The following is a 22274-nucleotide window of genomic DNA, read 5'->3' as shown; positions in this document are numbered from 1 at the left end:
TGGTTTATCGCATAGACATTTTAATTGGTGAATAACAAAGAGAGGTAGCCTAAGCTCCCTTTTTTTTTTGTTAAACATTGAATCCTATATGCTTTCCAGTCGGAAGCTCTACATCAATGCGAAGCTTTCCACCCATCGCTTCAACATATTTTTTCATCGTTGAAATTTTCAGATCATTTCCACGATTTTCGATTGCCGAAAGTGATGGTTGTTTAATTCCAAGGGTTTCAGCGAGTTCTTTTTGAGAGATTTCTAGTTCTTCACGAATAAGATGGAGCTGAGTTTCTAAAAGTAGCTCGTCAGCCATTTGTTGAATACGTGCTTGGCTCTCTGGAGAGCGACTAGTCAATAATTCCTGTAAGGTTTTAGCCATTAGATTGGTCTCCTAGGGTTGAGAGATGAAGTTCGTATTGCTGATCTGCAATTGCTAGCATCTCTGTATAAAAACGCTTTTTACCGCCTTTATCACCAATACACAGCACAATTGCCTGTCGTAATGGATCAAATGCGAAAAAGGCTCTCAGTGGTTTACCTCGATGCTGAACGCGTAGCTCTTTCATATTGGTAAATTTAGAGTCATACACGGTATCAACTAAAGGGCGACCTAAACTTGGTCCTTACTGCTGTAAAACAACCAACGAGGCTAAGACTTTCTCTTGTGTTGATTCATCTTGCTGTTCAAGCCATTCATTAAACAAATCCGTTGTAATGACTGTCCACATACTACAACCATAATATAGATTATAGTCTATATTTTAAATCTAATTGAATGACTTTGCAAATGGCAATAAAAAAGCCCGACATCCTGTCGGGCTTTTTCGTATTTGTACCTGTGGTATGACTCCTGTCGTACCTACACTCCGTTGCTGTCTTTTCTTATTTTTATCTGGAACATCCTGTTCGCTATGAGGTCATGATATGAAATTGCAGTGGATCTGCCTATTCGCTAAATCCTTAAATTGATGTACGTTCAGACGTACAAAATTGGCTGAGTTTTATTCTAAGAGTTGTCCGTAGAAATGCGGATAGTTTCATAATTGTGACCGTTGAGGAATCAAGAAAAAATGAAGTTTTGATTATTTTTCAATCAATATGATTGGCTAAAAGTGATAAATGTGCTTAAAAAAGCCGACTTGTTTCCTAGTCGGCTTTTGGGTGATTTTTAGGGTGGGTAAATTTTTAAAATATTGGTTTTAAATAAAATATTAAAGTTTCTTCGCATAAAGACCATTCGGTTAATGGAGGTAAATTTACTGACATACACCATGTTTTGGTTTAACTAATCTTTTTAAATTTGAAGCAATATTTGCTACAATAAAAAAGCCCTTCCAAGCTGATTTGACATCCACATTACCTCCTTTTTCCTCAGTCAAAGAGTTTTATATTTTTGATGCAAATAGGAAATTACATGAATACTAGTGTTATTAAAGGTCGCTTACTCTTCCTAAAAGAGGCTGAAAATTTAAAAAATGTAATGCGTTCTTCCCATACTTCTAATGGCAGGAACGAGAGTACTGCTGAACATACGTGGAGACTTGCCTTATTAGCTCTAGTATTTGAAGACGAATTGAAGCACCTAAACTTTTCAAGAGTTTTAAAGATGTGTCTTGTTCATGATCTAGGTGAAACAATCAATGGTGATATCCCTGCTACAGAAAAACAAAATCACCCAGATAAAGATATTCAAGAACGTAATGACTTACTGTTTCTAACTCAATCATTAGATGAACCACTTAGGAGTTCATTACTAGGGTTATGGGAAGAATACGAAACTGGTCAAACTGAGGAAGCTATTGCTGTAAAAGCATTAGATAAGCTAGAGACTATCCTACAACATAATCAAGGTATTAATCCTGAAGATTTTGATTATGAGTTTAATCTTACTTATGGTGAAAAATACACAAATAAGCATCCATTGTTCCAAAGTATTCGGACTATCCTAAACGAGGAAACATTGCAAAAAATAAATAGATAAATAGTCAGTCAATACTTTTAAGCATAGCTTTGGCTATGCTTAAAAGCCTACCTTATATTTTGAAACTATGTAGTTAAGATTCCCTAAAATTAACAATACACCTTATGCGAAATGCTTAAAATATTCCTTTTAGCATCAATATCTTAGTCGAAACCGTTCTAGAGTTCCGTACACTAGAACGGTTTTTTAATGATTATTCATGTAATGTGCTCAACATCCTGCTCGATTGATTAGACTCAATAAATAATAGGCGGAGCCTAAAAATACTTTATTTTTCACGATAAATTTATTAACAAAAAAACAAATATAAAATGTATTAATAAATCAGTAAAAATAATAATATCGCAATTTCACACAGCAACAATGGAAATGAAAAATGTCGAAAAAATATGGATTTAGTCGCTATTTGTTAGGACTAACGGTTTGTTATTTATCTATGAATACAATGGCGGATATCAACGTATATGGCCCGGGTGGACCTGCACCTGCGATGCATGAAGCAGCAAAACAATTCCAAAAAAAGACAGGAATAGAGGTAAAAGTGACTGCGGGACCAACGCCACAATGGGCTGAAAAAGCCAAAATAGATGCAGATCTTATTTATAGTGGCTCTGAAGCGATGATGTCTGATTTTGAGAAAACATTCTCTGAGAACATTGTTAAAGATTCTGTAGAACCTTTATATTTGCGTCCTGCTACGATTCTAGTCAGAAAAGGTAATCCTAAAAAGATTAAAGGTTTTAAGGATTTAGCAAAACCAAATACAAAAGTACTCGTCACTCATGGTGCAGGGCAAGTGGGTATGTGGGAAGATATTGCAGGCAGAACAGGCAATATTCAATTAACAAAAGCATTTCGAAAAAATATTGTGATGTATGCGCCCAATACAGGGATGGCCAAAAAAGCTTGGGAAGAAGATAGCCAATACGATGCATGGTTAGTTTTTAATATCTGGGGGGTGAGTAATCCTGATATTGGTCAAATTGTTCCTATAGAGCCGCAATTGGTCATTTATCGAGACACAGGTGTTGCACTAACACAGCAAGGTTTAAAAAATGCAGAAGCGAAAAGCTTCATCGACTTTTTAAAGTCTCAACAAGGTCATACGATTTTTAAAACGTTTGGTTGGACAAAATAATCTATTTAAACTTGTTGTTAGAAATTCAAATTTAAAACTGCTAGGGGAATGACTCAAGCAGTTTTTATATAACCACAAAACTTATGTCAATAAAATAACTCATTTGTATGAGCAAAAAATCGACGCTTTATAAAATAAATAGTTCACAAAGCTGTACGATTTATAGACTCAAAGAATGTTGACTTGTCTTCTCATCCTGACTATAACTTAACTGATAAGAATTTTTAGTGATATTAAAAATGGAAAATAAATCAATCACATATAAAACCCTATGGTTTTCAGCACTCATTCTCAGTTTAGGATTTATTATTTCTTCGGGTGTCATTGGATATGCACTTAAGCAGTTTGGCGGTGACAAAAATTCAATTATTGTCAAAGGATTAGCAGAAAAACCCATTCAAGCAGATCAAGCGCGTTGGGAAATCAACTTACGAACAAGCCATGCTTCGGACACGATTTCGGCATCGTACCAATTACTTGACCAAGAAATAAAAACATTACAAAACTTTTTTGTTGAGCATGGGTTTAAAGCAACAGAAATGACACTGGGTAATAAAAGTTCTCAACCTTATTATCAAGACGTTGAAAATGAAGAAGGAAAAATGATTCGTGAATTTAAAGGTTATACCGCGATGCAATCCTTAGTGATTAATAGTCGTGATATTCAAAAAATTGAAAAAGCAGCAAAAGATGCTTATTTGTTGGATGAAAAGGGCATTTCTATCGAGCAAGATCCACAATATTTAGTGTCCAATTTAGAAGAAATCAAAATGTCTTTGATTGCCAATGCAACTAAAAATGCGTATAGCCGAGCCAATGAGTTTGCAAAAGTAGGTAATGTTAAAGTGGGGGCAATGCGTTCTGCTAGCCAAGGTGCTTTTTATATTTTGCCTGAAAGTGGTTCTGATGATGATAGTGATTATGGTGGCGCATATGATAAAGCGACCATTAAAAAAATTGCTCGTGTCGTTGTAACCATAAACTATTCAATTGATTGATAAGATATTGATATTTTATAAAAAATGAATTTATATCTTGTAGGTAAATAAAAATGGGAGCTTAACTCCCATTTTTAATGAGTTGCTTATCTATCTCTTACTTTATTTATTCTCAAATCACAAAATCAATCACAGCACGAATCACACCAAGCGTCAGACCAATAAATGCACCAACCACGACACCATTGACACGAATCATGTGTAAATCACCACCGACCTCATTTTCAATCTTAGCGATCATTTCAGTCGAGTCCCATTCATGGATACGTTGGCTGATAAAACGAATCACTTTTTCACTGTATTGATCACTCAGATTGACCGCAATACCACTCATTCGATCATTCAGTAAATCACGAACAGATTGATTTTGAATTAAATTTTCACCAACTTGCTGGATTGAAACACGTAGATTCATGGCAATGCCTGAATCAGCTTTCATCAAGTCTGACTTGATCGCATCACATAAAATAACCACAGCACCTGTGATGAAGTTCAACACAGAAGGGCTGTCTAAAAGCGCATTCTTGGTTTCATTTAAACGAATACTGGTTGTACTGTGATTATCTGAGAGTTCCACCATCACTTGATGAGCGGCTTCTTCAATTTTTTGGCGGATCGGATGCTCTTGATCAGCCAACATAGACTCAACTTTTTCAATCACAGAATCAATGGTACGTTGTTCAACATCGATTCCAATCCAACTTGCACCTTTGGCTAGACGAGAAACCCCAAGCTCTTTAAACAAGGTTTGAGTGAGTTCACGCGTTTTGTCTGGATGGGTCATCATCCATTCATGCGCTAAATCTAAGCCACGCTGCAATACGTCTTGGTGGAAATCATTTTCCAAAACTGCACGCAACATTTCACTGGCAAGATTATTGATTCTCGTATTGCGAACCCATTGCACACTGTTGTTTTGAATAAAGCGCCCAATCTGTTCTTGTCCCACAAATTCAAATATTTTAGGCACAGTTTGTTGAATGACGTCTACAACTTGACCATTATTGTGTGGATTAGCAAGCCATTGCCCTACAGCCAAACTGAGATCGGTACTTTTTAAGCTGCTTTCTACAACTTGCGGAGAAAGAAAATTTTCCTGAACAAACTTCCCCATAGATTCAGCAATACGTGCTTTATTTCGGGGGATGATTTCAGTGTGATCACGTAAAAATTTGGGAATCGGAATTTTCCCAAATGGATTACGAAATAGAACAGTAATCGCATACCAGTCTGCTAGACCGCCGACTACACCTGCCTCTGCACCAAGCATGAGAATATGAATGAACCATGCATATTCAGGCATCAGTTTGGCGGTGATGATGAGAATGATCCAAGCAACCACGGCAACAATTAAAGCGATGGTTGCAAAGCGTTTACTACGATCCAAGCTTGGGATACTGTGTTGTTCTATTTCGCCCATTCATATGCCTAAAAATAATTATTTAGAGGATGTTACCGTAACAGGTTGAGGTTGAAGCACTTGTCCTGTCGGACTAACACCGTATTTTTGTCCTAAAGATTGTAAAATCAGACGAGCGTCAAAGGCATCGCTAGGCGCTGATTTTTTATCTTTATAACATTCAATACTATAGGCCACTTGAATAGGATCAACGGTTACCACTTGCGGAATATCATAAAACGGGTCATAGAATCCACCTAAGCGTCTATATCCATAACCATAGGGTGGATACATCGGGGTTGGATAAACTACAGCTTTGCGTGGAGGTTGATTACGATTACTTGGATCATCAAGAACTTTAAAGAATTGGAATCCGTTCAATACTGCTGTTTGTGCAGATTTGAGTAAGGCAATTTCTTCAGCCGTTCCAAAACTCATATCACTTTTAGCACGAAAACTGACACGATAACTATGATCGTTCAGTGGAACAGTTGAGTATTGCCCAAGCTGGTCAAAGGTTCGAGGCTTGCTTGGTGACATTGCACACCCCGTCATTGTGAGTACTGCCACCATAGTCAGACCGATGAGTGTTTTTTTCATATGTCGCTCCTTTCCACTCTTCAGATGGATCAGTAATTTTAATCTCTATATTGTTCTAAAATGAGGGATTGATAATGAATTTCAAGAAGATTTTTGTTAATTCGGTCTATTACACAAGACAGCGATTGATTTGAGAAGGGGTGTCGTGTGATGAACTTGAGTGAAGGAAATATTGTCTTACAATAGAATGTTCAACAAAAAAAAGGTTCCACTGGGTTGTTCAATTTACAAAGTGGATAGCTCATTTGATTTTTATCATTTTTATTGATGTAAATATTGGTATTTAAAGTGGTTTTAATTTTAAGAACATAATATAAAAATGAGAGGCTAGCTCCCATTTTTGATCTTCATTTAGATTTTATTCTACAGTTTCACTTTTGAAATTATATTTTCGATAGTTGAAAACTGTAGATATTTTTAATTCATCTCATCTTAAAGCGATGAAGCTGCCTTAATAATAAAATTAGTCACTTCTTCTGGTCTAGATGCAAGCGAAGCATGGCTTGCATCAAGCTCGATGATTTCTTTAGGATTCATTCTTGCAGACATCTTTCTTTGGTTTTCAGGTGCAATCATGCGATCTTGTGTTGAGATTTGGTACCAACAAGGCTTAGTTTTCCATGCAGGTGTAGTGATGTTATCGCCAAACGTGCTTGCAAGAGGTGCTTTTTGAGCAACACCCATAGCGATAGATTCAGAAATATCTAAATCTTGGCAGAAACTTTCATGAAATTTTTCAGGAACGACCCATAAATAACCATCGCTATCTGGTGCTAGATTTGCAGCCGCTACAGGTAAATTCTGTTGAGTAATCATCCCTGGGCTTTCACCAGTATCTGGTGCAAATGCAGCGATGTAGACTAAGCCAACAACTTTATCGTTATTACCCGCTTCAGTAATCACAGCACCGCCATATGAATGGCCAACAAGTAAAACTGGACCTTCGATTTGATTAATCATTTTCGTGGTTCTTTCAACATCATCTGCGAGAGATGTTAAAGGAACCTCAACCGCTTTAACTTGATAATTTTGTTTAACCAATAAAGGAATCACATGTTGCCAATGGAGGGAGTTACCCCAAAATCCATGAACTAATACAATTGTAGGCTGTGCCATATTTTTTCTATCCTTGTTGATATTGTTCAAAAATAATATCTGAGCTTTTTGGTCTGATATATTATAGTTTTGTAATTTTATTGGAAGATTTATTCCAATAAAATTAATAACTTATTCATGTGAAATGGGTTTAAATAACTTTTTAAAATCAATATATTAGTTTTACTTAAAAAGTCATTTGAAAATAATGAAGCTCCTATGTAAGCCAAAAGTTTGATTAAAAATGACTATTCGGCTGTTTTAAAAACTCAATTTCTTCTGTGGTCGATTCGCGTCCTAAAATAGCGTTGCGATGTGGGTAACGTCCAAATCGATCAATAATAACTTTATGTTTTTTCTCAAAATCTAAGTTATTCGGATTACCCAATCTTTCAAATAGTTGTAATGCTTGTTCATGAATGAGTTTGGATTCGCTATGCATAAAGGGCATATATAGAAATGAGCGTTGTTCAGGTGTTAGGTTTCCATCCAATCCCAAACCAATACTTTCTTGTGCTAAAGCGAGCGCTAAAGGGTCTTGTGCAAATGAAGCAGGTTTATCTCGGTAAATATTACGAGAAAATTGGTCTAAAACAATAATCTCAGCAAGGCGACCTTCAGCACTTTCACGCCATGCCCAAAGCTCACATTGGCGAGCTTGTTCAAGTGTATCTGCAAATTGCTGATGCAATTTTTGATCAAAAGCATCACTTTTAGCGAACCAAAAGGGCTGCGTTTCAGAACTAAACCAAAAATCGAGAACAGTTTGATAATTCATAATATTTACAACTTATTAGCAGGTTTTTTTCTATCAAAACACAAATTTTAAATGTCTTATAGTATGTATTTGTGATAAAAAATGTCTGAAATAAGATGAATTATCAGCTCAAAAGTATTCTATCTATACATGTATATCGATAATTCACGTTATACTGCGCCCATCAAAAACATTTTATTTTAAAAAGTTCTTTAAGATAAGCGAGTAAGTAATGAGTCAACCCGAAGTGATTTCCCAATCTATTTTACCAACTTGGGTGGATTCTACCTTATTCAAGGGTATGTTACGTGGTATTGAACGTGAAAGTCTGCGTATGCAGAGCAACGGTTTTTTATCCCAAGCAGATCACCCGCATCGTTTAGGCTCAGCCTTAACTCATCCGCATATTACAACGGATTATTCTGAAGCGCTGATGGAGTTTATTACGCCGCCTAAAGAGAGTATTCCAGAGGCGTTAAGTTTTTTAACCGATATCCATGCTGTGGTGCATCGTCATTTAGAAAATGATGAAAAATTGTGGCCGTTATCTATGCCGTGCATGTTGGATGATCAAGAAGAAAATATTCGTTTAGCGCAATACGGCAGTTCAAATATTGGCAAATTCAAAACCTTATATCGTCATGGTTTGGGTATTCGTTATGGTCGTCGTATGCAAACCATTTCGGGAGTACATTATAATGTATCTTTTCCAGATCATTTATTTGAACAATTACAGCAATATGAAAATGATGAAGCATTAAAAAAATTAAGTTTACAAGACTATCGTAGTCATCGTTATTTAGGGCTCGTTCGTAATTTTATTCGTTTGACTCCTTTGGTGATGTATTTGGTGGGTTCAAGTCCTTCAGTCTGTAAATGTTTTATGACAGGGCGAGAGCATCAGTTATTACCTTTGATTAAGGGCACTTTATTCTTACCATACGCAACAGCATTGCGTATGGGGCGTTTTGGTTACCAAAATTCTGCGCAAAAACAACTGGGTATCCATTATAACAACTTAGACAGTTATGTTGCTGAGCTGCAAAAAGCAGTCAATACACCTTATACTCAGTTTAGTCATTTAGGCTTAAATAATGAAAATGGCGAACCGATTCAAATCAATGATCATGTATTACAAATTGAAAATGAATATTACAGCCTAGTTCGCCCGAAACAAGTACCCCTAGCAGGTGAAACGCCCTCTCAAGCGCTGTCAAACCGTGGTATTGGTTATGTAGAATTACGTGCTGTTGATGTAAACCCCTATAGTGCAATTGGGATTAATGAAAACACGGCAGGCTTCTTAGAAGTTTTGGCGTTGTATTGCTTACTTAAAGATAGTCCAGCGCTTTTAGACGATGAACAAGATGTGATTGAACTGAATCAAGCTGAAGTGGTCAATCGTGGTCGTGCGCCAAATGCAAAAATTCGAGAAGCAGGGCAAGAATATCCATTAAATGAGTGGATTCAACAACATGTCACAGCAATGCAGCCTTTGGCCGATATTTTAAATCAAAGTTATACGACTGATTTATATGGTAAAGCATTGCTTGAAATGCAAAATCGTATTGATGATGTGGATGAGACGCTTTCTGCACAAGTGATTGCGGACACGATGGAGCAAGGTGGAACATGGAGCTTTGGTAGTTTCATGGCAAATCAACACTTCGATTTTTACGAACAACATGTATTAAGTCTTGAAACTTTAGCGTATTTTGAACAACTTGCGCAGACTTCGTTGCAAAATCAACAGCAACTTGAGCAAGAAAAAGAGATCAGTTTTGACGAATATCTTGCCAAGTTTAGATAACCAAAGATAAAAATTTAGAGGAAATTCCATGCAATGGCGTAGTTATCGCTTCGTGAGTGGTTTTTTGTTTTTAGCAAGTGTAGTGGGTATGGCATTTGCTCTGTATTTGGAGCATGTTCAGGGGCTTGAACCTTGTCCGTTATGTGTATTTCAACGGATTGGTTTAATTGGTCTAGGGACAATTTCACTGATTGCTTTTTTACATCATCCTAAAAGTAATGCTTTCAAACGGATTTATAGCTTTTTGGGGTTGGCTGCGATTAGTTGGTCAGTCGGCGTGGCTGCACGTCATGTGTGGTTGCAAAACCTACCAAAAGACCAAGTACCAAGTTGTGGGCCTGGTTTGGATTATTGGGTTGAAACTTTACCGCTAAAATCTGTATTTGAAAATGTCTTAAAAGGCTCTGGTGAATGTGCCATGGTCGATTGGACGTTCTTGGGACAGTCTCTGCCAGTATGGTCATTTCTTTTCTTTGCTGTATTGGCGTTGATAAGTCTTTGGCAATTATTTCGTAAATATTCAAAATAATCTGTTGTTTGTCCCATCGTAAAAAGAGCCAGTATTCATTTAATGCTGATCAGCTAAAACTAATTTAGTAGTTACTCATCTAAGAATTTCCCCTAACCCTGAGCCATTTATGGTGCAAGGAAAAAGAGGGGAATTATTGAGAATTTAAAATAATTTTAGATTCTGGATACCCCCTCCTTTATCAAAGGAGGGTTGGGGAGGATTAAAACGGCTTAACATGATCAGCATTCAAAACGAAACATAAAACCAGCTTTTGAAAACCTATTAAGTTTCCACAATACCTTGCATACTTTCTAATTTAATCAGATATTTACGGATTTGTTCTTCTGCAATTTCATCATGGTGTGGATAAAACCATTTTGCAATTTGCTCAGAAACATCAGCATGATATTGAATATCAAAATGATTCAGCCCATAAAAAACAGCTTTGTGTGATTCAGGCAATTTCAATTGAAAACGTGGATTAGGATGTTCTCCTAAAGCACTTTTTACACTGACTAAGTAATCACCAATCACTTTTAAAGTACGATTTTTACGATTTTCAAACTCTAAAGTACCCGCAATCAAGAACGTATTGATATGTGAAGGCAATGGCGCTGGTTTACGATTGTCATCGACTAACCCGATACGGGCATTATTATGTTCCCAATCGTCATCACGGACGCTACCAAAACGTAAATCTAAAATACCATTACTGCGAATATTGACGACATGGCTGATAATTTTAACAATTGGAAAATTGCCAATTTTGTCCTGCATTGCAAAACCAAAGCGCTCTAGCACTGCACCATGATGTGGTGAGCCGATGCAAACCAGATTTTCCACCATATGAAACCATTGCTGCATATTCTGTTTGCCGTAAAATAATGCGCTACGGCAAACTAAACCACCCATGCTGTGGCCAATCAAATCGATACTGGTGATTCGTGGGTTACGTTTAACTAAATCTTCTAACAGATTAGACAAAGAACGCCCATTGGCAGAGATCCTACGTCCAGTATTGTAATTAAAATACAACATGGTGTTGTTATCACGCTGCGCTAATAATTTTTCACCAATACCACCATTGCCACGATTGCTCCAATCTAAATGATTCATACATAAACCGTGTGTGAAAATCACGACACGCCCTGCTAAATCACCTTGCTGTAAAGCACCATAATGATCATATAAAACAGGAGAAAGTGCTAAAGGGTTATGGGTCGTCAATAAATAATCGCCAAGCACCCCATTTAAAGCACTCACTAAAAATGTCATGTGCGCGGTAAGTGGTTTTTCATGCAAATTTGGAAAACGTTCAATAGTTTTTCTTAGAATGGGTGCAAGTAGATGACTACCATAGTTTTGTAATGCGTTATAACCTATTTTATATAATTTATCGACCATTGGACGTGATTGAAATTGTTTGGCTTTTTGCTTACTTAAACCAAAAATACTGAGTAACATTTCACGTTGAATCGACAGGATAAAGTCCTGAACAACACCACTTAAAGGTGTGCTAACGAGCTGTGCCAAGCCTTCTAATACGTCAGCCTGACTTGGAGGCGAACGATCCCACTTACAATAGGTTTCGTGTAAAGGGGTTAAACTTGGCATTGTTATTTTCCTCATCCTGATTGATCATCTGTCTAAGCTTTATTTTTCGACAAGATCAATGTATAAATTCCTAGTCAATCGGCTTATGTTGTTCGTCCTGAACAATCTTTAAAATACTCTTGATCGTATGCAAGTTTTATTTTTTTTGTCTGACAATATAGTGTCATATACAAATTAAAATAAAACGTGATGTATTTCACACAAATATAAATCGGTATTGATTATAAAAGCAAGTTAAGCACATGAATATTATTTACTTACATGGTTTTAAAAGTAGCGCTTTATCGATAAAAGGGCAATTGCTAAATGACTATTGCCATTGTCATTCATCACATCATGTTTATTTACCCGATTTAAATATGCAACCGCAAGATGTTTTAGATAAAATTTCAGACTTAATTGAACAACTTGATGATGTTGCATTAGTGGGAAGTAGTTTAGGTGGCTTTTATGCGACACAAATGGTCGCAAAGTATGGAATCCCTGCTGTTTTAATTAATCCTGCTATGCGACCATGGCAGCTATTTCGTGATTTATTTGGAATTGATCAAATTCCATATCAAGTCACTGAACAGTGGATTTTAGATGACTCACAACTTGACCATTTAGAATATATTGCAGCGCCATTTGTACAAGATGCAGACAAAATACTGGTTTTGCTCCAACAAGGTGATGAAGTTTTGGATTATCGTGAAGCGGAACAGTATTATAGTACCGCTCCACATACATCGTTGCTTATGACAGAAATGCATGGCAACCATGCCATGGAAGATTTTGAAGATAAAATACCGATGATTTTGGAGTTTTTATCCTACTCCGTAGAATATAAGGAAAAACATTAACGTGTCTCAATATACGGCTCAATCACTTGAAGTTTTATCGGGTTTAGATCCTGTTCGTCGACGTCCAGGTATGTATACCGATACCACTCGTCCAAACCATTTGGCACAAGAAGTTATTGATAATGCTGTCGATGAGGCACTTGCAGGACATGCCAATAAAATTACGGTCATTATTTATAAAGATGGATCATTGTCTGTAGAAGATAACGGTCGTGGCATGCCTGTCGATATTCATCCTGAGTATGGGCAAAGTGGTATCGAAATTATCCTGACCAAGCTACATGCGGGCGGTAAATTCAGCACCGATAACTACCAATTTTCAGGTGGTTTGCATGGTGTTGGAATTTCAGTGGTTAATGCATTGTCCGATCGAGTAGAAGTCGAAGTTCAACGCCACGGTAATCTATACAAGATGGCGTTTGAACGAGGTGATGCTGTTGCACCTTTGGAAGTTTTGGAAGGCAAAGCGCCAAAACGTGCTTCAGGAACAATGGTTCGTTTTTGGCCAGAAGCAAAATATTTTGATTCACCTAAATTTGCACTTAAAGCGTTAAAACATAACTTAAAAGCCAAGGCTGTCCTTGCGGCAGGCTTACAAATTAATTATATCGATCAGATCAATGACGAAAAAATAGAATGGCAGTTTGAAAATGGTCTTGTTGACTATTTGATGGATGAGCTTGAAGATCGTGAAATTATTCCAGATCCTGCTTTTGTGGCAACAGGTGAAGCGGAACGTGCGAGTGCTGAATTTGCAATTTGTTGGAATGCCGAAGGCGGAGAACAGATTCAAGAAAGCTATGTGAACTTAATTCCGACTGCTCAAGGTGGTACGCATGTCAATGGTTTACGCTCAGGTGTTACAGATGCTATGCGTGAATTCTGTGAGTTGCGTAATTTATTACCACGGAATATGAAATTATCCGCAGAAGATGTTTGGGATGGTGTCAATTATATTCTTTCGCTTAAATTTCAAGAACCTCAGTTTTCAGGGCAAACCAAAGAGCGTTTGTCGAGCCGCGAAGCGGTCAATATTGTTTTAAATATTGCCAAAGATGCTTTTGCTTTATGGTTGAATCAAAACTCTGATGTTGCAATGCAACTGGCTGAATTGGCGATTACTAAAGCGGGTCGTCGCTTAAAAGCAGCAAAAAAAGTAGAACGTAAAAGAATCGTTTCGGGGCCTGCTTTACCGGGTAAATTGGCAGATTGTGTAGGACATTCACTGGAAGAGTCTGAGTTATTTATTGTGGAAGGTGATTCTGCGGGAGGTTCTGCAAAACAGGCACGTGATAAAAATTTCCAAGCGATCATGCCGATTCGTGGGAAAATTTTGAATACTTGGGAAGTCTCTTCCGATGAGGTTTTAGCTTCACAAGAAGTACACGATATTGCAATTGCGATTGGTGTAGACCCGGGTAGTGATGATCTTTCAGAATTACGTTATGGCAAAGTCTGTATTCTTGCAGATGCCGACTCTGATGGTCTGCATATCGCAACGTTATTGTGTGCTTTGTTTGTTAAGCATTTTACCAATTTAGTAGAAGCAGGGCATTTATTTGTTGCGATGCCACCTTTGTTTCGTATCGATGATGCTAAAGATGTGTATTACGCACTTGATGAGGATGAGTTAGAAACTATCTTAAAGAAAGTCAAAAGCAAAAACCCTCAAATCACACGATTTAAAGGTCTCGGTGAGATGAATGCAAGCCAGTTACGTGAAACGACAATGGATCCAAATACTCGTCGTTTAGTGCAGTTGGATTTGGATGATATCCATTTTACAGCAGGGTTGCTGGATAAATTACTTGCTAAAAAGCGTTCTGCAGATCGTAAACATTGGTTAGAACAGAAAGGTAATTTAGCCGATTTAAGTGCTTAGATTTTTAGATATTTCAATGGGTTAGTATTTGAATAAAGCCTTATTTTATAGGGCTTTATTCAAAATAAATTTTTTAGAGTTCTATATTTTCATTCCAAAGAAAATAACCGCCGTATTGACTTGATTTGAACTCACCACCATTGGCCTTGCCTTGCTCTGTTAAATAATGTTTTCCGCCATCATTCAAGGTTAAAAAGCCTTTGGTCACGAATTTATCTAATAGTTCAGCTGTTTTAAGCTTATGTTTAGCTGCAAGTTTAGAAGATGTTAATTTACTTGAATTTTCTGATGATTCATTTGAATTGTCTTCTACAGCTTCTGTTTTCACCTCATCAAGTGAGATTCGAACTTCATCACTAATACGGATAATACGTTGAGCCTCTTCATAGGCATCTTTATAAACACTCGCATCATCTTCTTTGTTAATTAAAATGCCCATTTCATTGTTATTGACTTGGCTAAACTCATATAAATTTAGACTCGATATGATACAACTTGCTTCATTCAAATAGCATTTTGCATGTAAGTTTTTACAGAAACTTACTCGAACATAGTCTAATTTTTGCATCCATTTAATTTCATCAGGATGGAGGTCGCTTTTACCATAAATGATGCGAATATCAATTTTTAAACGATTTTTATCTTCTAATAATTCTTTAATACGGTCATTAAGTCGAAGATAGGGGCTAATTAAAATTAGTCTTTCTTTAGCATCTTTAATCAATTCTTCTAAGAAAAAATTAGTACCGCTTGTATTTAAAAATTTTGCCATTTTTCACCCAATTATTATGCATTAAGTAAAAGATATTAAAACATATAACGCTTTAAACTGAAGTCATTAAAATGTTGAAACTAAAAAGTTATTTAGCTTCCACTTTTTGATACATACCATTTGCAGATACATTGTGTCCAAAATATCCGCAATCTGATAAGTTTTGCTTTCGATTTACGGAAACAAAATTTCCGACTTGTGCATTAAAACCAAATATTAAATCAATTGAACACTCTTGTGTTGTTGCTTTGTTATGAAGGAGTGGCATTGTGGTTTCAAACTGACCTAGATTGGGGCCATAAATAAGACTACGAATACCCATATAAACACCATTAAATTCAATGTTATATTCCTGATTAAGCTTTTTAACGCTAATGTAGTTCCATGCGCCATAGCCTGCATAAGTTACATATTCACCTGATAAATCAGTCTGTTGTTTGGGCGTTGGTAGCTGTTTTAAATTAAATCGACTGATTTTGGACTGTGCATCAATTTGAAACCAAGCTCTTGCCCATAAGGGTTTTCCTAATTTGGCATAAGCTAGACCAACATTATTATTGGCGATATCGACTTCTTTTTCTGAAATTTTAATACCACTTTCATCTTCTTGGCTTAAACAAAATGCTGACCATGAGGCTTGATTTTGAAAAGGTTCTAAAGCCTTTTTATAATTTTTCTGTTGATAAAATTTTTGACCGGTTTGACGGTATTGTTTGATTTCGGCACAGCCTTGTTTGAGTTCTTTTTCATAAGAAAATTCGGCATGGCTATAAGAGATGGAGTATAGGCTTGTTGTCAAAAATATTGTTTTGAATAAGGTTTTATTCATTGTTATTCACTCGACTTTTATATCAGTATTGAATCAAAATTCAGTTGCATCAATACCAAATCACGCCATTGTCCAAACTTTTGTCCAACTTGTGGCATATAGCCCGTTTGTTTAAAGCCGAGTTGCTCATGTAAATAAATAGAACCTACATTCTCATAGTCAATTGCAGCAACCATCACATGAATATGATGCTGTTTTGCATGTTCAATTAGCTTCAACATGAGTGCTTTGCCTAAACCTTGTCGAGCAAATTGTGGGTCGATATAAACAGAATGTTCAACAGTTTGCTTATAGCCGTTGATGTGTCTAAAACTAGAATAATCTGCATAACCTGCAATTTTCTGTGTAGAAATTTCTTCAGCGACGAAAAGTGGAAACTGTTGTTGTTCTAAGTCTAAAAACCATTGTTGGTAATCTTCTAAAGTTTTCAGTTGGCTGTTCCATGTCGCCAAACCTGTTGATATTTCATGGTTATAAATATGCATGATGTGTTCTAAGTCTGAGACTTGCGCAGGTCGAAGCTGAAAATTCATGAAAAATATCGGTTGAAAATTTGAACTCTGATTTTAAAAAGAAATATGTTGGAGAGCAATCCAATCATTCACTATATTCACTCAATAACGTCGTGCAATAAAACCACGCAATAAAAAAGCAAGACCGAAGCCTTGCTTTTAAATGCATCATTCAAATATCGCTTAGAAGTGATATTTAACCAAAGCACTGACGTTGTTTTCGTCTTTATTTGGAACGCCGTATTTGTTATGCCATACAGAATGCTCAATACCTAAGTAAAGTTTAGTACTTGGAGAAATGTGCTTACCTGCATTCCATTTCCATTGAGTCGTCCAGTTGAGTTCGCTTTTATGCGCAACTTCATCTTTTTCTGCTGTTGACCAATCAAGGAAACCATCTACAAGGAACTCTTCAGAAGCAAGTTTAAATGGAATGCCGTAAGCAAACGTCATTTGATAGTCGTCTTCTTGAATTTCATTGTTTGCACGATAGAAATTTAATTGTGCATATTGGAAATATGGAATTGCTAAATCTACACCAACACCGTAAAGATAGTTGTTCATGTCATCACCACCTTCCCAAGTGGTTGCAATGAGTACATCTTTAATCGGGCCTAATTCAAGCTTTTTACCAGAAACAGCACCTAAGCTTAGACGTGGTGAAACTTCAAAATAAGTATCTGATTGACCACCACTATTCGAGCGGTCAGCAAATGCAAAGAAATCACCATATTGAAGCTTTGCAGCATATTCAAAAGTAATGGTCGATTGTTTCTCATCTGGTGTTAACTCATAGTTTTCACCATAAAGTCCAGTAATACTAAAATCTTGCCAAACTGGTGTAGCTTGAGCCAAAGTTGCAGTTGAAGCGATTGCGCAGATAGCAGCAATTTGTGTCAGTTTCATGAAAAAATCTTCCCCCAAGAAAGCGCTTCAAGGATACAGATTCTTCAATAAAAATAAAGTGAAAATAAGATGAAAAATAAATAAATATGTAAAGATCAAGATAAGGAAAGTGTGTTATCGGTAATTTTTAAATGGTGTTTTATTTCAATCGAAAAATTGAAAGAAAAAAATCTAAAAGATGTGAATTGATTCAATAGTCAATTTGATAGGCGTTATTATAGTCACATTTAAATTATAAAAATATATATAAATCATAAAATTATATAATAAAGTAACAAGTTGTCATTTTTCATATTCTTTTCATTAAAATTTCAAAAATACGCTTGCATATTTTTGAATATGGCATGATATTGAATGTATAAGAACACGAATCTGCAGATAAAAAGGTGTTCATTCGTTCAATTGAGGAGTGAAAGTTCCAATTCATTGAAGATGACAAGCTGTGTTAGCAGCAAGCTTAAATCATGCTCAAAATTGAAAGTTAATTGATCATTTTGTGCAATAAATAAGATTCAGATAATGTGAGGATAATATTTTATGAACATTGAAATCCGTACAGATAAAAATATACAAAATAGTGAACGTTTGATTACATATGTGAGAGAAGAGTTACATCAGGAATTTCAACGTCATAGCGAACGTATTACTCAGTTTTCGGTTCATTTAAGTGATGAAAATGGTGATAAAGGCGGCGATGACGATATTCGCTGTATGGTCGAAGCAAAAGCTGCTGGACTAAAAGCTGTTGTCGTTACGCATAAAGCAAAAAATATTGATTTAGCCCTACACGGGGCAATAGAGCGAGTAAAACGTAGTTTAGAACATATCTTAGAGAAAAAAGAGAATCCTCGTGGTGGTCAGCTTGAAATAGTTGACGAGGAAGTTTAAGAAAAAAGCCCTGCGGGGCTTTTTTTATGAATGTTGATTTGATTATGTTGTTACAAAAGGTTTTGACTTTGTCAGAAATTAACAATAAATGCTGCTTTAATTAGAAAAATAAGACGCAATTAATTTTTTTCAGTAATTTTGAAAATATTCGTCATAATGGGGCATATGAATATAATAGAGTGATCAATATGTTATCAGCACAGCAGCAAGTCTTTGTTCAGGCTTTGGAAGATTTAGATATTGCTCAAGTTCGACGTTTACTCGCAGATGGATTTGACCCAAACTTTATAGAACCTGAAAAAGGTCCAGCTGTTTCTATTTGGTCTGATGGACTGTTTAAATGGTGGGAAAAAGTCTGTGATGCTTATGAAGCAGGTCAGCCACTGAGTGCTGAAGAAAAAGTACAAGATCTACAGCCACATATCGAAATTTTAGATGAATTAATTAAAGCCAAAGCAAATTTCTATTTGTGGGATGCTGAAGAATGTTACGGCCCTTTATGGGATGCAGCAAGTGCCGCATGTACGCCAGCGATTCAAAAGCTATTAGACTATAAAGTTGATCCAAATACCAAAGATGAAGAAGGTAAAACTATCTTATCTTCGATTAGTGATTTATTCTTTGATTGTGAATTTGATCAAATAGATTGGTCACAGGCTTTACCTGAAGAGAAAGAATCTTTAGAGTTATTACGTAGTCGCGGTGCGAAGATGTCTAAAGAAATAGCATAAATTTTGAGTCAGATTATGGCAATTTTAAGAAAAGCAACTCTAGTCCTTGTTTCGAGCCTAAGCGTCAGTGCAATGGCTGCTGAGTTTTCCTTCGACCGCCCTGGTGAAGGGTTCGGTACTGGTATTACACCTGTCGGAAAATTGGCATGGGAGCAAGGTCTACCGAGTGCAACCTATACCGAAACCAAAATCGATGGTGCAAAGGCAAAAACAGTTACGCTAAATGGCGATATGTTATTGCGTACTGGTTTGACACCAAGTATGGAATTACAACTGGGTTGGCAAGGTCCAGCTTGGACACAAACCAAGTACAAAGGTGATAAAGAAGATGACTCAGGTTTGGGTGATGTTTCTATCGGTATTAAAAAAGCCATTGATCTGAACGATGATAAATTGTCTATGGCAATTTTGGCTCAAGCAGTGATTGCAACGGGCAATGAAGGGTTCACAGCAGAAGATGATATCTATAGCATTGGATCGGCTTTGGATTATAAATATAACGATTTAGTGAATACTGGAATCGTGATGAACTATGCTGTGCAAGATGGTGACTGGTCTATTACAGCCATTCCTTCAGTGGGTTACAAAATTGCAGGTAATCTGTCAGGTTTTTCAGAGTTTGTTTATCATAAAGCTGAAAGTCAAGATTATGAATATGGACTATCGTCTGGTTTGATCTATGCTTTAAATGATCGCACTCAGTTTGATGGTAGTATTGGTGTTGACTTAAGCGGTGAAGATCGCAGCTATAAAGCAGGCTTTGGTGTTTCATTTTTATTCTAAGCCAATACAGCAGTAAAAATTAAAGTCACGATACGAAGAAGAGTAGTTTAGCTACTCTTTTTTATTGCTGAAGTGTTTATTCTGAATAGAAAATATGTGTATAAAAATGATTCGATAGGCCTTATATTGCTATTCTAAGATAAAAATTGAGAAGAAATTGAAGGAGTTTATTCGATGTTAGACTTATTTATTGGCAATAAAAATTATTCAACGTGGTCTATGCGTCCTTGGCTCGTTTTAAAACATTTTGATATTCACTTTAAAGAACATTTGATTCCCTTTGATGATTTCAAGCTCGAGAGTCCTTTTAAAAAAACAATATTAACAATTAACCCTACTGGTAAGGTTCCTGCATTGAAAGATGATGAACTTTTGATTTGGGATTCATTGGCAATTTGTGAATACTTAGCAGAAACATTTCCAGAAAAATCACTGTGGCCGAAGGATAAAAAGCAAAGAGCACGTGCGCGATCGATGAGTGCTGAAATGCATAGTAGTTTTATGACTTTACGCAGTACATGCGATATGAATCTTGATGCAGATCTAGCTGAAGTAGGTGCTAAGCTTTGGTTGGAAAATCCGCAATTGCAACAAGATGTGAAACGGATTGAAGCCTTATGGGCTGAACGACCGAGCCAAAATAGTTTTCTGTGTGGAGATGAGTTTAGTATCGTTGATGCTTTCTTTGCTCCAGTGGTCATGCGTTTTATTGGCTATGGTATTCCTGTATCTGATCTGAATCAGCGCTATATGCAAAGCATATTGAACCTAGCAGCAGTGCAACAATGGATTGCAGAAGCGAAAGCAGAACATGTTTTTGTCGCATGTGAAGAGCCATACCGAACTCAACAGGATTCATCAGGCGCATAGGAATATTGCAACGCAGTTAGTACAGCTCTGTATAGAGTTGGACTTGGTTTCTACCGAGTTGTTTTGCATGATATAAAGCTTGATCAGCGAGATGGATGATCTTGTTGATATGGGTACCATATGTAGAGGTAGCGACACCAAAACTTGCAGTGAATTGGATATTTTTATGTTCAAGCGTTTCTAGAATTTCATTCTGAATGATTAAACGACAGCGTTCAGCAATCTCTTGTGCAACGGCCAATGATGTGTCAGGTAAAGCAATAATAAATTCTTCACCGCCATACCGCGCGACAATATCTGTATTTCGTGTTTGAGAGGACAGTAAGTGTGCAACACGTTGTAGGACTTCATCACCGATATGGTGGCCATATTGGTCGTTAATTGATTTAAAGTGATCAATATCCATCAAAATAATAGCGTAATGTGATTGATTTTTTTGAATGAAGTTGAGCCTTTCATTAAAAAACCGACGATTATATAAATTGGTAAGAGGATCTGTTTGGCTTAAATTTTTAATGATTGATTCTCGATGACGCCATTGTGTCAGTAAGATCTCACATAAAGTAAAGCATGAAATAAGTATAGGAATAATGAAATACATCATGCTCACAATCCAAAATAAATTGTGACGAGGTTTATAATCTAATAAGTTGTCGCTAAATAAAGGCGCATATGGAATTATTTTGTGATACGTACAATACATAAGTGTAAAGTACACCGTGATTGCTATAATGAGTTGAATATAAACAATCTTTCTATCGAATAGTATGAGGCCTAAACCAGAGATAGAGACAAATGCAAAAATAGTTGCAGGGCTATAGATACCCACTAAAAAACCATCAACAAGTAAGACATTCACAAAAATAGCAAGAACAATATGAGGCAGAATGGTATTTGCCCATACTTCTTTTTGAAAAAAATAACAAAAAACAATCAGATGGGAAACAAGAATAGCAGCATAAATATTGAAAAAAATTTGTGATTTTAGCAAAGGTAAATCAACCCATTGCCAAAGTATTGGATTTAAAATAATAAATAATTTCCACGCGATCCATAAAAAATGCATACCTAGAGTAAGCATCAGGACAAGCATACATTTATGGACATTACTCCAATTCATAATGATATGTGAGTTAAATTGATTTTGTAGCTTTTTGAGGAATTTATCCTTTCTTGTGTTGAAAAAAGTCATTTCTCTTCAATCCATTTAAAATTTGGAAAAGTAATAAAAAAATTTATTTTCAATTGATTAAGTAAATTTAATTATAGTGATTGAATTATATACAATTTGCTTTGATTGTGTATATAAAAGATAAGTTAAACAGAACAGTGGTGTTGAAATAGCAGAGTATTATACTCTGA

General features: G+C 36.2%; 22 protein-coding genes and 1 pseudogene. 11 read left to right on the top strand and 12 right to left on the bottom strand.

The window, feature by feature from the left end; genetic code table 11:
- Positions 1 to 70: 70 nt before the first annotated feature.
- Together CDA10_RS13535 and CDA10_RS13530 are read right to left on the bottom strand one after the other, a co-directional pair.
- A complete protein-coding gene (locus CDA10_RS13535; protein ID WP_089606109.1) occupies positions 71 to 373 on the bottom strand; it encodes a helix-turn-helix domain-containing protein in 303 nt (100 codons plus the stop codon).
- Positions 366 to 722 (bottom strand): annotated as a pseudogene (locus CDA10_RS13530) (type II toxin-antitoxin system RelE/ParE family toxin). Before CDA10_RS13530 ends, CDA10_RS13535 begins: the two are co-directional and overlap by 8 nt.
- Before the next feature lie 686 nt (positions 723 to 1408).
- Here CDA10_RS13530 and CDA10_RS13525 point away from each other — a divergent pair.
- The 3 genes from CDA10_RS13525 to CDA10_RS13515 all read left to right on the top strand — a co-directional run bounded on the left by CDA10_RS13525 (position 1409) and on the right by CDA10_RS13515 (position 4111).
- The gene (locus CDA10_RS13525) at positions 1409 to 1975 is read left to right on the top strand and encodes an HD domain-containing protein (RefSeq protein ID WP_089606108.1); all 567 of its coding nucleotides are present in this window, start codon (positions 1409 to 1411) and stop codon (positions 1973 to 1975) included.
- A gap of 376 nt (positions 1976 to 2351) precedes the next feature.
- Positions 2352 to 3113: a substrate-binding domain-containing protein gene (locus CDA10_RS13520; protein WP_089606107.1), complete on the top strand. Its 762-nt coding sequence runs from the start codon at positions 2352 to 2354 to the stop codon at positions 3111 to 3113.
- A 239-nt stretch (positions 3114 to 3352) separates the two neighbouring features.
- The gene (locus CDA10_RS13515; RefSeq protein WP_089606106.1) at positions 3353 to 4111 is read left to right on the top strand and encodes an SIMPL domain-containing protein; all 759 of its coding nucleotides are present in this window, start codon (positions 3353 to 3355) and stop codon (positions 4109 to 4111) included.
- Between the two features lie 112 nt (positions 4112 to 4223).
- Here the strand turns inward: CDA10_RS13515 and CDA10_RS13510 are convergent, their stop codons facing one another.
- The 4 genes from CDA10_RS13510 to CDA10_RS13495 all read right to left on the bottom strand — a co-directional run bounded on the left by CDA10_RS13510 (position 4224) and on the right by CDA10_RS13495 (position 7983).
- The gene (locus CDA10_RS13510) at positions 4224 to 5531 is read right to left on the bottom strand and encodes a DUF445 domain-containing protein (RefSeq protein WP_089606105.1); all 1308 of its coding nucleotides are present in this window, start codon (positions 5529 to 5531) and stop codon (positions 4224 to 4226) included.
- A gap of 18 nt (positions 5532 to 5549) precedes the next feature.
- On the bottom strand, positions 5550 to 6110 hold the full coding sequence (locus tag CDA10_RS13505) for a CC0125/CC1285 family lipoprotein (protein ID WP_089606104.1): 561 nt from the start codon (positions 6108 to 6110) through the stop codon (positions 5550 to 5552).
- 432 nt (positions 6111 to 6542) lie between these two features.
- Positions 6543 to 7226, bottom strand: a complete 684-nt coding sequence (locus CDA10_RS13500; RefSeq protein ID WP_089606103.1) for an alpha/beta hydrolase — start codon at positions 7224 to 7226, stop codon at positions 6543 to 6545.
- 217 nt (positions 7227 to 7443) lie between these two features.
- Positions 7444 to 7983, bottom strand: a complete 540-nt coding sequence (locus CDA10_RS13495; protein WP_089606102.1) for a DUF924 family protein — start codon at positions 7981 to 7983, stop codon at positions 7444 to 7446.
- A 211-nt stretch (positions 7984 to 8194) separates the two neighbouring features.
- On the opposite strand from CDA10_RS13495, the gene gshA reads away from it, so the two are divergent.
- A complete protein-coding gene (gene gshA, locus CDA10_RS13490; RefSeq protein WP_089606101.1) occupies positions 8195 to 9772 on the top strand; it encodes a glutamate--cysteine ligase in 1578 nt (525 codons plus the stop codon).
- Positions 9773 to 9800: 28 nt separating this feature from the next.
- Positions 9801 to 10301, top strand: a complete 501-nt coding sequence (locus tag CDA10_RS13485) for a disulfide bond formation protein B (protein WP_089606100.1) — start codon at positions 9801 to 9803, stop codon at positions 10299 to 10301.
- Positions 10302 to 10565: 264 nt separating this feature from the next.
- Here CDA10_RS13485 and CDA10_RS13480 read toward each other — a convergent pair whose 3' ends face one another.
- Positions 10566 to 11897, bottom strand: coding sequence for a PGAP1-like alpha/beta domain-containing protein (locus CDA10_RS13480; RefSeq protein WP_089606099.1), 1332 nt, complete (start codon positions 11895 to 11897; stop codon positions 10566 to 10568).
- A 242-nt stretch (positions 11898 to 12139) separates the two neighbouring features.
- Between CDA10_RS13480 and CDA10_RS13475 the strand changes: the two genes are divergently transcribed.
- Both CDA10_RS13475 and parE read left to right on the top strand, forming a co-directional pair.
- Positions 12140 to 12739, top strand: coding sequence for a YqiA/YcfP family alpha/beta fold hydrolase (locus tag CDA10_RS13475; RefSeq protein WP_089606098.1), 600 nt, complete (start codon positions 12140 to 12142; stop codon positions 12737 to 12739).
- 1 nt (position 12740) lies between these two features.
- A complete protein-coding gene (gene parE, locus CDA10_RS13470; protein ID WP_089606097.1) occupies positions 12741 to 14621 on the top strand; it encodes a DNA topoisomerase IV subunit B in 1881 nt (626 codons plus the stop codon).
- Between the two features lie 73 nt (positions 14622 to 14694).
- Here the strand turns inward: parE and CDA10_RS13465 are convergent, their stop codons facing one another.
- The 4 genes from CDA10_RS13465 to CDA10_RS13450 form a co-directional block, all read right to left on the bottom strand.
- Positions 14695 to 15393: a phospholipase D family protein gene (locus CDA10_RS13465; RefSeq protein WP_089606096.1), complete on the bottom strand. Its 699-nt coding sequence runs from the start codon at positions 15391 to 15393 to the stop codon at positions 14695 to 14697.
- A gap of 88 nt (positions 15394 to 15481) precedes the next feature.
- Positions 15482 to 16222: a hypothetical protein gene (locus CDA10_RS13460; protein WP_089606095.1), complete on the bottom strand. Its 741-nt coding sequence runs from the start codon at positions 16220 to 16222 to the stop codon at positions 15482 to 15484.
- Between the two features lie 17 nt (positions 16223 to 16239).
- Complete coding sequence (locus tag CDA10_RS13455) at positions 16240 to 16755, bottom strand: GNAT family N-acetyltransferase (protein WP_089606094.1); 516 nt, start codon at positions 16753 to 16755, stop codon at positions 16240 to 16242.
- 162 nt (positions 16756 to 16917) lie between these two features.
- On the bottom strand, positions 16918 to 17640 hold the full coding sequence (locus CDA10_RS13450) for an outer membrane protein OmpK (protein WP_089606093.1): 723 nt from the start codon (positions 17638 to 17640) through the stop codon (positions 16918 to 16920).
- A 537-nt stretch (positions 17641 to 18177) separates the two neighbouring features.
- On the opposite strand from CDA10_RS13450, the gene CDA10_RS13445 reads away from it, so the two are divergent.
- From CDA10_RS13445 to CDA10_RS13430, 4 genes are all read left to right on the top strand, one after another.
- Entirely contained in the window at positions 18178 to 18528 is a 351-nt protein-coding gene (locus CDA10_RS13445; RefSeq protein WP_089606092.1) for an HPF/RaiA family ribosome-associated protein, read from the top strand.
- A 188-nt stretch (positions 18529 to 18716) separates the two neighbouring features.
- The gene (locus CDA10_RS13440) at positions 18717 to 19259 is read left to right on the top strand and encodes an ankyrin repeat domain-containing protein (RefSeq protein ID WP_089606091.1); all 543 of its coding nucleotides are present in this window, start codon (positions 18717 to 18719) and stop codon (positions 19257 to 19259) included.
- Positions 19260 to 19274: 15 nt separating this feature from the next.
- On the top strand, positions 19275 to 20042 hold the full coding sequence (locus CDA10_RS13435) for a transporter (protein WP_089606090.1): 768 nt from the start codon (positions 19275 to 19277) through the stop codon (positions 20040 to 20042).
- 174 nt (positions 20043 to 20216) lie between these two features.
- On the top strand, positions 20217 to 20912 hold the full coding sequence (locus CDA10_RS13430) for a glutathione S-transferase family protein (protein ID WP_089606089.1): 696 nt from the start codon (positions 20217 to 20219) through the stop codon (positions 20910 to 20912).
- A gap of 16 nt (positions 20913 to 20928) precedes the next feature.
- Here CDA10_RS13430 and CDA10_RS13425 read toward each other — a convergent pair whose 3' ends face one another.
- A complete protein-coding gene (locus tag CDA10_RS13425) occupies positions 20929 to 22005 on the bottom strand; it encodes a GGDEF domain-containing protein (protein WP_228704639.1) in 1077 nt (358 codons plus the stop codon).
- Positions 22006 to 22274 lie beyond the last annotated feature (269 nt).

The sequence above is a fragment of the Acinetobacter piscicola genome, assembly GCF_002233755.1.
Classification (GTDB): Bacteria; Pseudomonadota; Gammaproteobacteria; order Pseudomonadales; family Moraxellaceae; genus Acinetobacter; species Acinetobacter piscicola.
The sequence above is the reverse complement of the archived record's forward strand: the minus strand, read 5'-3'. Positions and strand labels throughout refer to the sequence as shown.

Bases quoted from the DNA above. Each gene is read 5' to 3' on its own strand.
- CDA10_RS13535 (WP_089606109.1), bottom strand. From the start codon at position 373: ATGGCTAAAACCTTACAGGAATTATTGACTAGTCGCTCTCCAGAGAGC.
- CDA10_RS13525 (WP_089606108.1), top strand. From the start codon at position 1,409: ATGAATACTAGTGTTATTAAAGGTCGCTTACTCTTCCTAAAAGAGGCT.
- CDA10_RS13520 (WP_089606107.1), top strand. From the start codon at position 2,352: ATGTCGAAAAAATATGGATTTAGTCGCTATTTGTTAGGACTAACGGTT.
- CDA10_RS13515 (WP_089606106.1), top strand. From the start codon at position 3,353: ATGGAAAATAAATCAATCACATATAAAACCCTATGGTTTTCAGCACTC.
- CDA10_RS13510 (WP_089606105.1), bottom strand. From the start codon at position 5,531: ATGGGCGAAATAGAACAACACAGTATCCCAAGCTTGGATCGTAGTAAA.
- CDA10_RS13505 (WP_089606104.1), bottom strand. From the start codon at position 6,110: ATGAAAAAAACACTCATCGGTCTGACTATGGTGGCAGTACTCACAATG.
- CDA10_RS13500 (WP_089606103.1), bottom strand. From the start codon at position 7,226: ATGGCACAGCCTACAATTGTATTAGTTCATGGATTTTGGGGTAACTCC.
- CDA10_RS13495 (WP_089606102.1), bottom strand. From the start codon at position 7,983: ATGAATTATCAAACTGTTCTCGATTTTTGGTTTAGTTCTGAAACGCAG.
- gshA (WP_089606101.1), top strand. From the start codon at position 8,195: ATGAGTCAACCCGAAGTGATTTCCCAATCTATTTTACCAACTTGGGTG.
- CDA10_RS13485 (WP_089606100.1), top strand. From the start codon at position 9,801: ATGCAATGGCGTAGTTATCGCTTCGTGAGTGGTTTTTTGTTTTTAGCA.
- CDA10_RS13480 (WP_089606099.1), bottom strand. From the start codon at position 11,897: ATGCCAAGTTTAACCCCTTTACACGAAACCTATTGTAAGTGGGATCGT.
- CDA10_RS13475 (WP_089606098.1), top strand. From the start codon at position 12,140: ATGAATATTATTTACTTACATGGTTTTAAAAGTAGCGCTTTATCGATA.
- CDA10_RS13465 (WP_089606096.1), bottom strand. From the start codon at position 15,393: ATGGCAAAATTTTTAAATACAAGCGGTACTAATTTTTTCTTAGAAGAA.
- CDA10_RS13460 (WP_089606095.1), bottom strand. From the start codon at position 16,222: ATGAATAAAACCTTATTCAAAACAATATTTTTGACAACAAGCCTATAC.
- CDA10_RS13455 (WP_089606094.1), bottom strand. From the start codon at position 16,755: ATGAATTTTCAGCTTCGACCTGCGCAAGTCTCAGACTTAGAACACATC.
- CDA10_RS13450 (WP_089606093.1), bottom strand. From the start codon at position 17,640: ATGAAACTGACACAAATTGCTGCTATCTGCGCAATCGCTTCAACTGCA.
- CDA10_RS13445 (WP_089606092.1), top strand. From the start codon at position 18,178: ATGAACATTGAAATCCGTACAGATAAAAATATACAAAATAGTGAACGT.
- CDA10_RS13440 (WP_089606091.1), top strand. From the start codon at position 18,717: ATGTTATCAGCACAGCAGCAAGTCTTTGTTCAGGCTTTGGAAGATTTA.
- CDA10_RS13435 (WP_089606090.1), top strand. From the start codon at position 19,275: ATGGCAATTTTAAGAAAAGCAACTCTAGTCCTTGTTTCGAGCCTAAGC.
- CDA10_RS13430 (WP_089606089.1), top strand. From the start codon at position 20,217: ATGTTAGACTTATTTATTGGCAATAAAAATTATTCAACGTGGTCTATG.
- CDA10_RS13425 (WP_228704639.1), bottom strand. From the start codon at position 22,005: ATGCTTGTCCTGATGCTTACTCTAGGTATGCATTTTTTATGGATCGCG.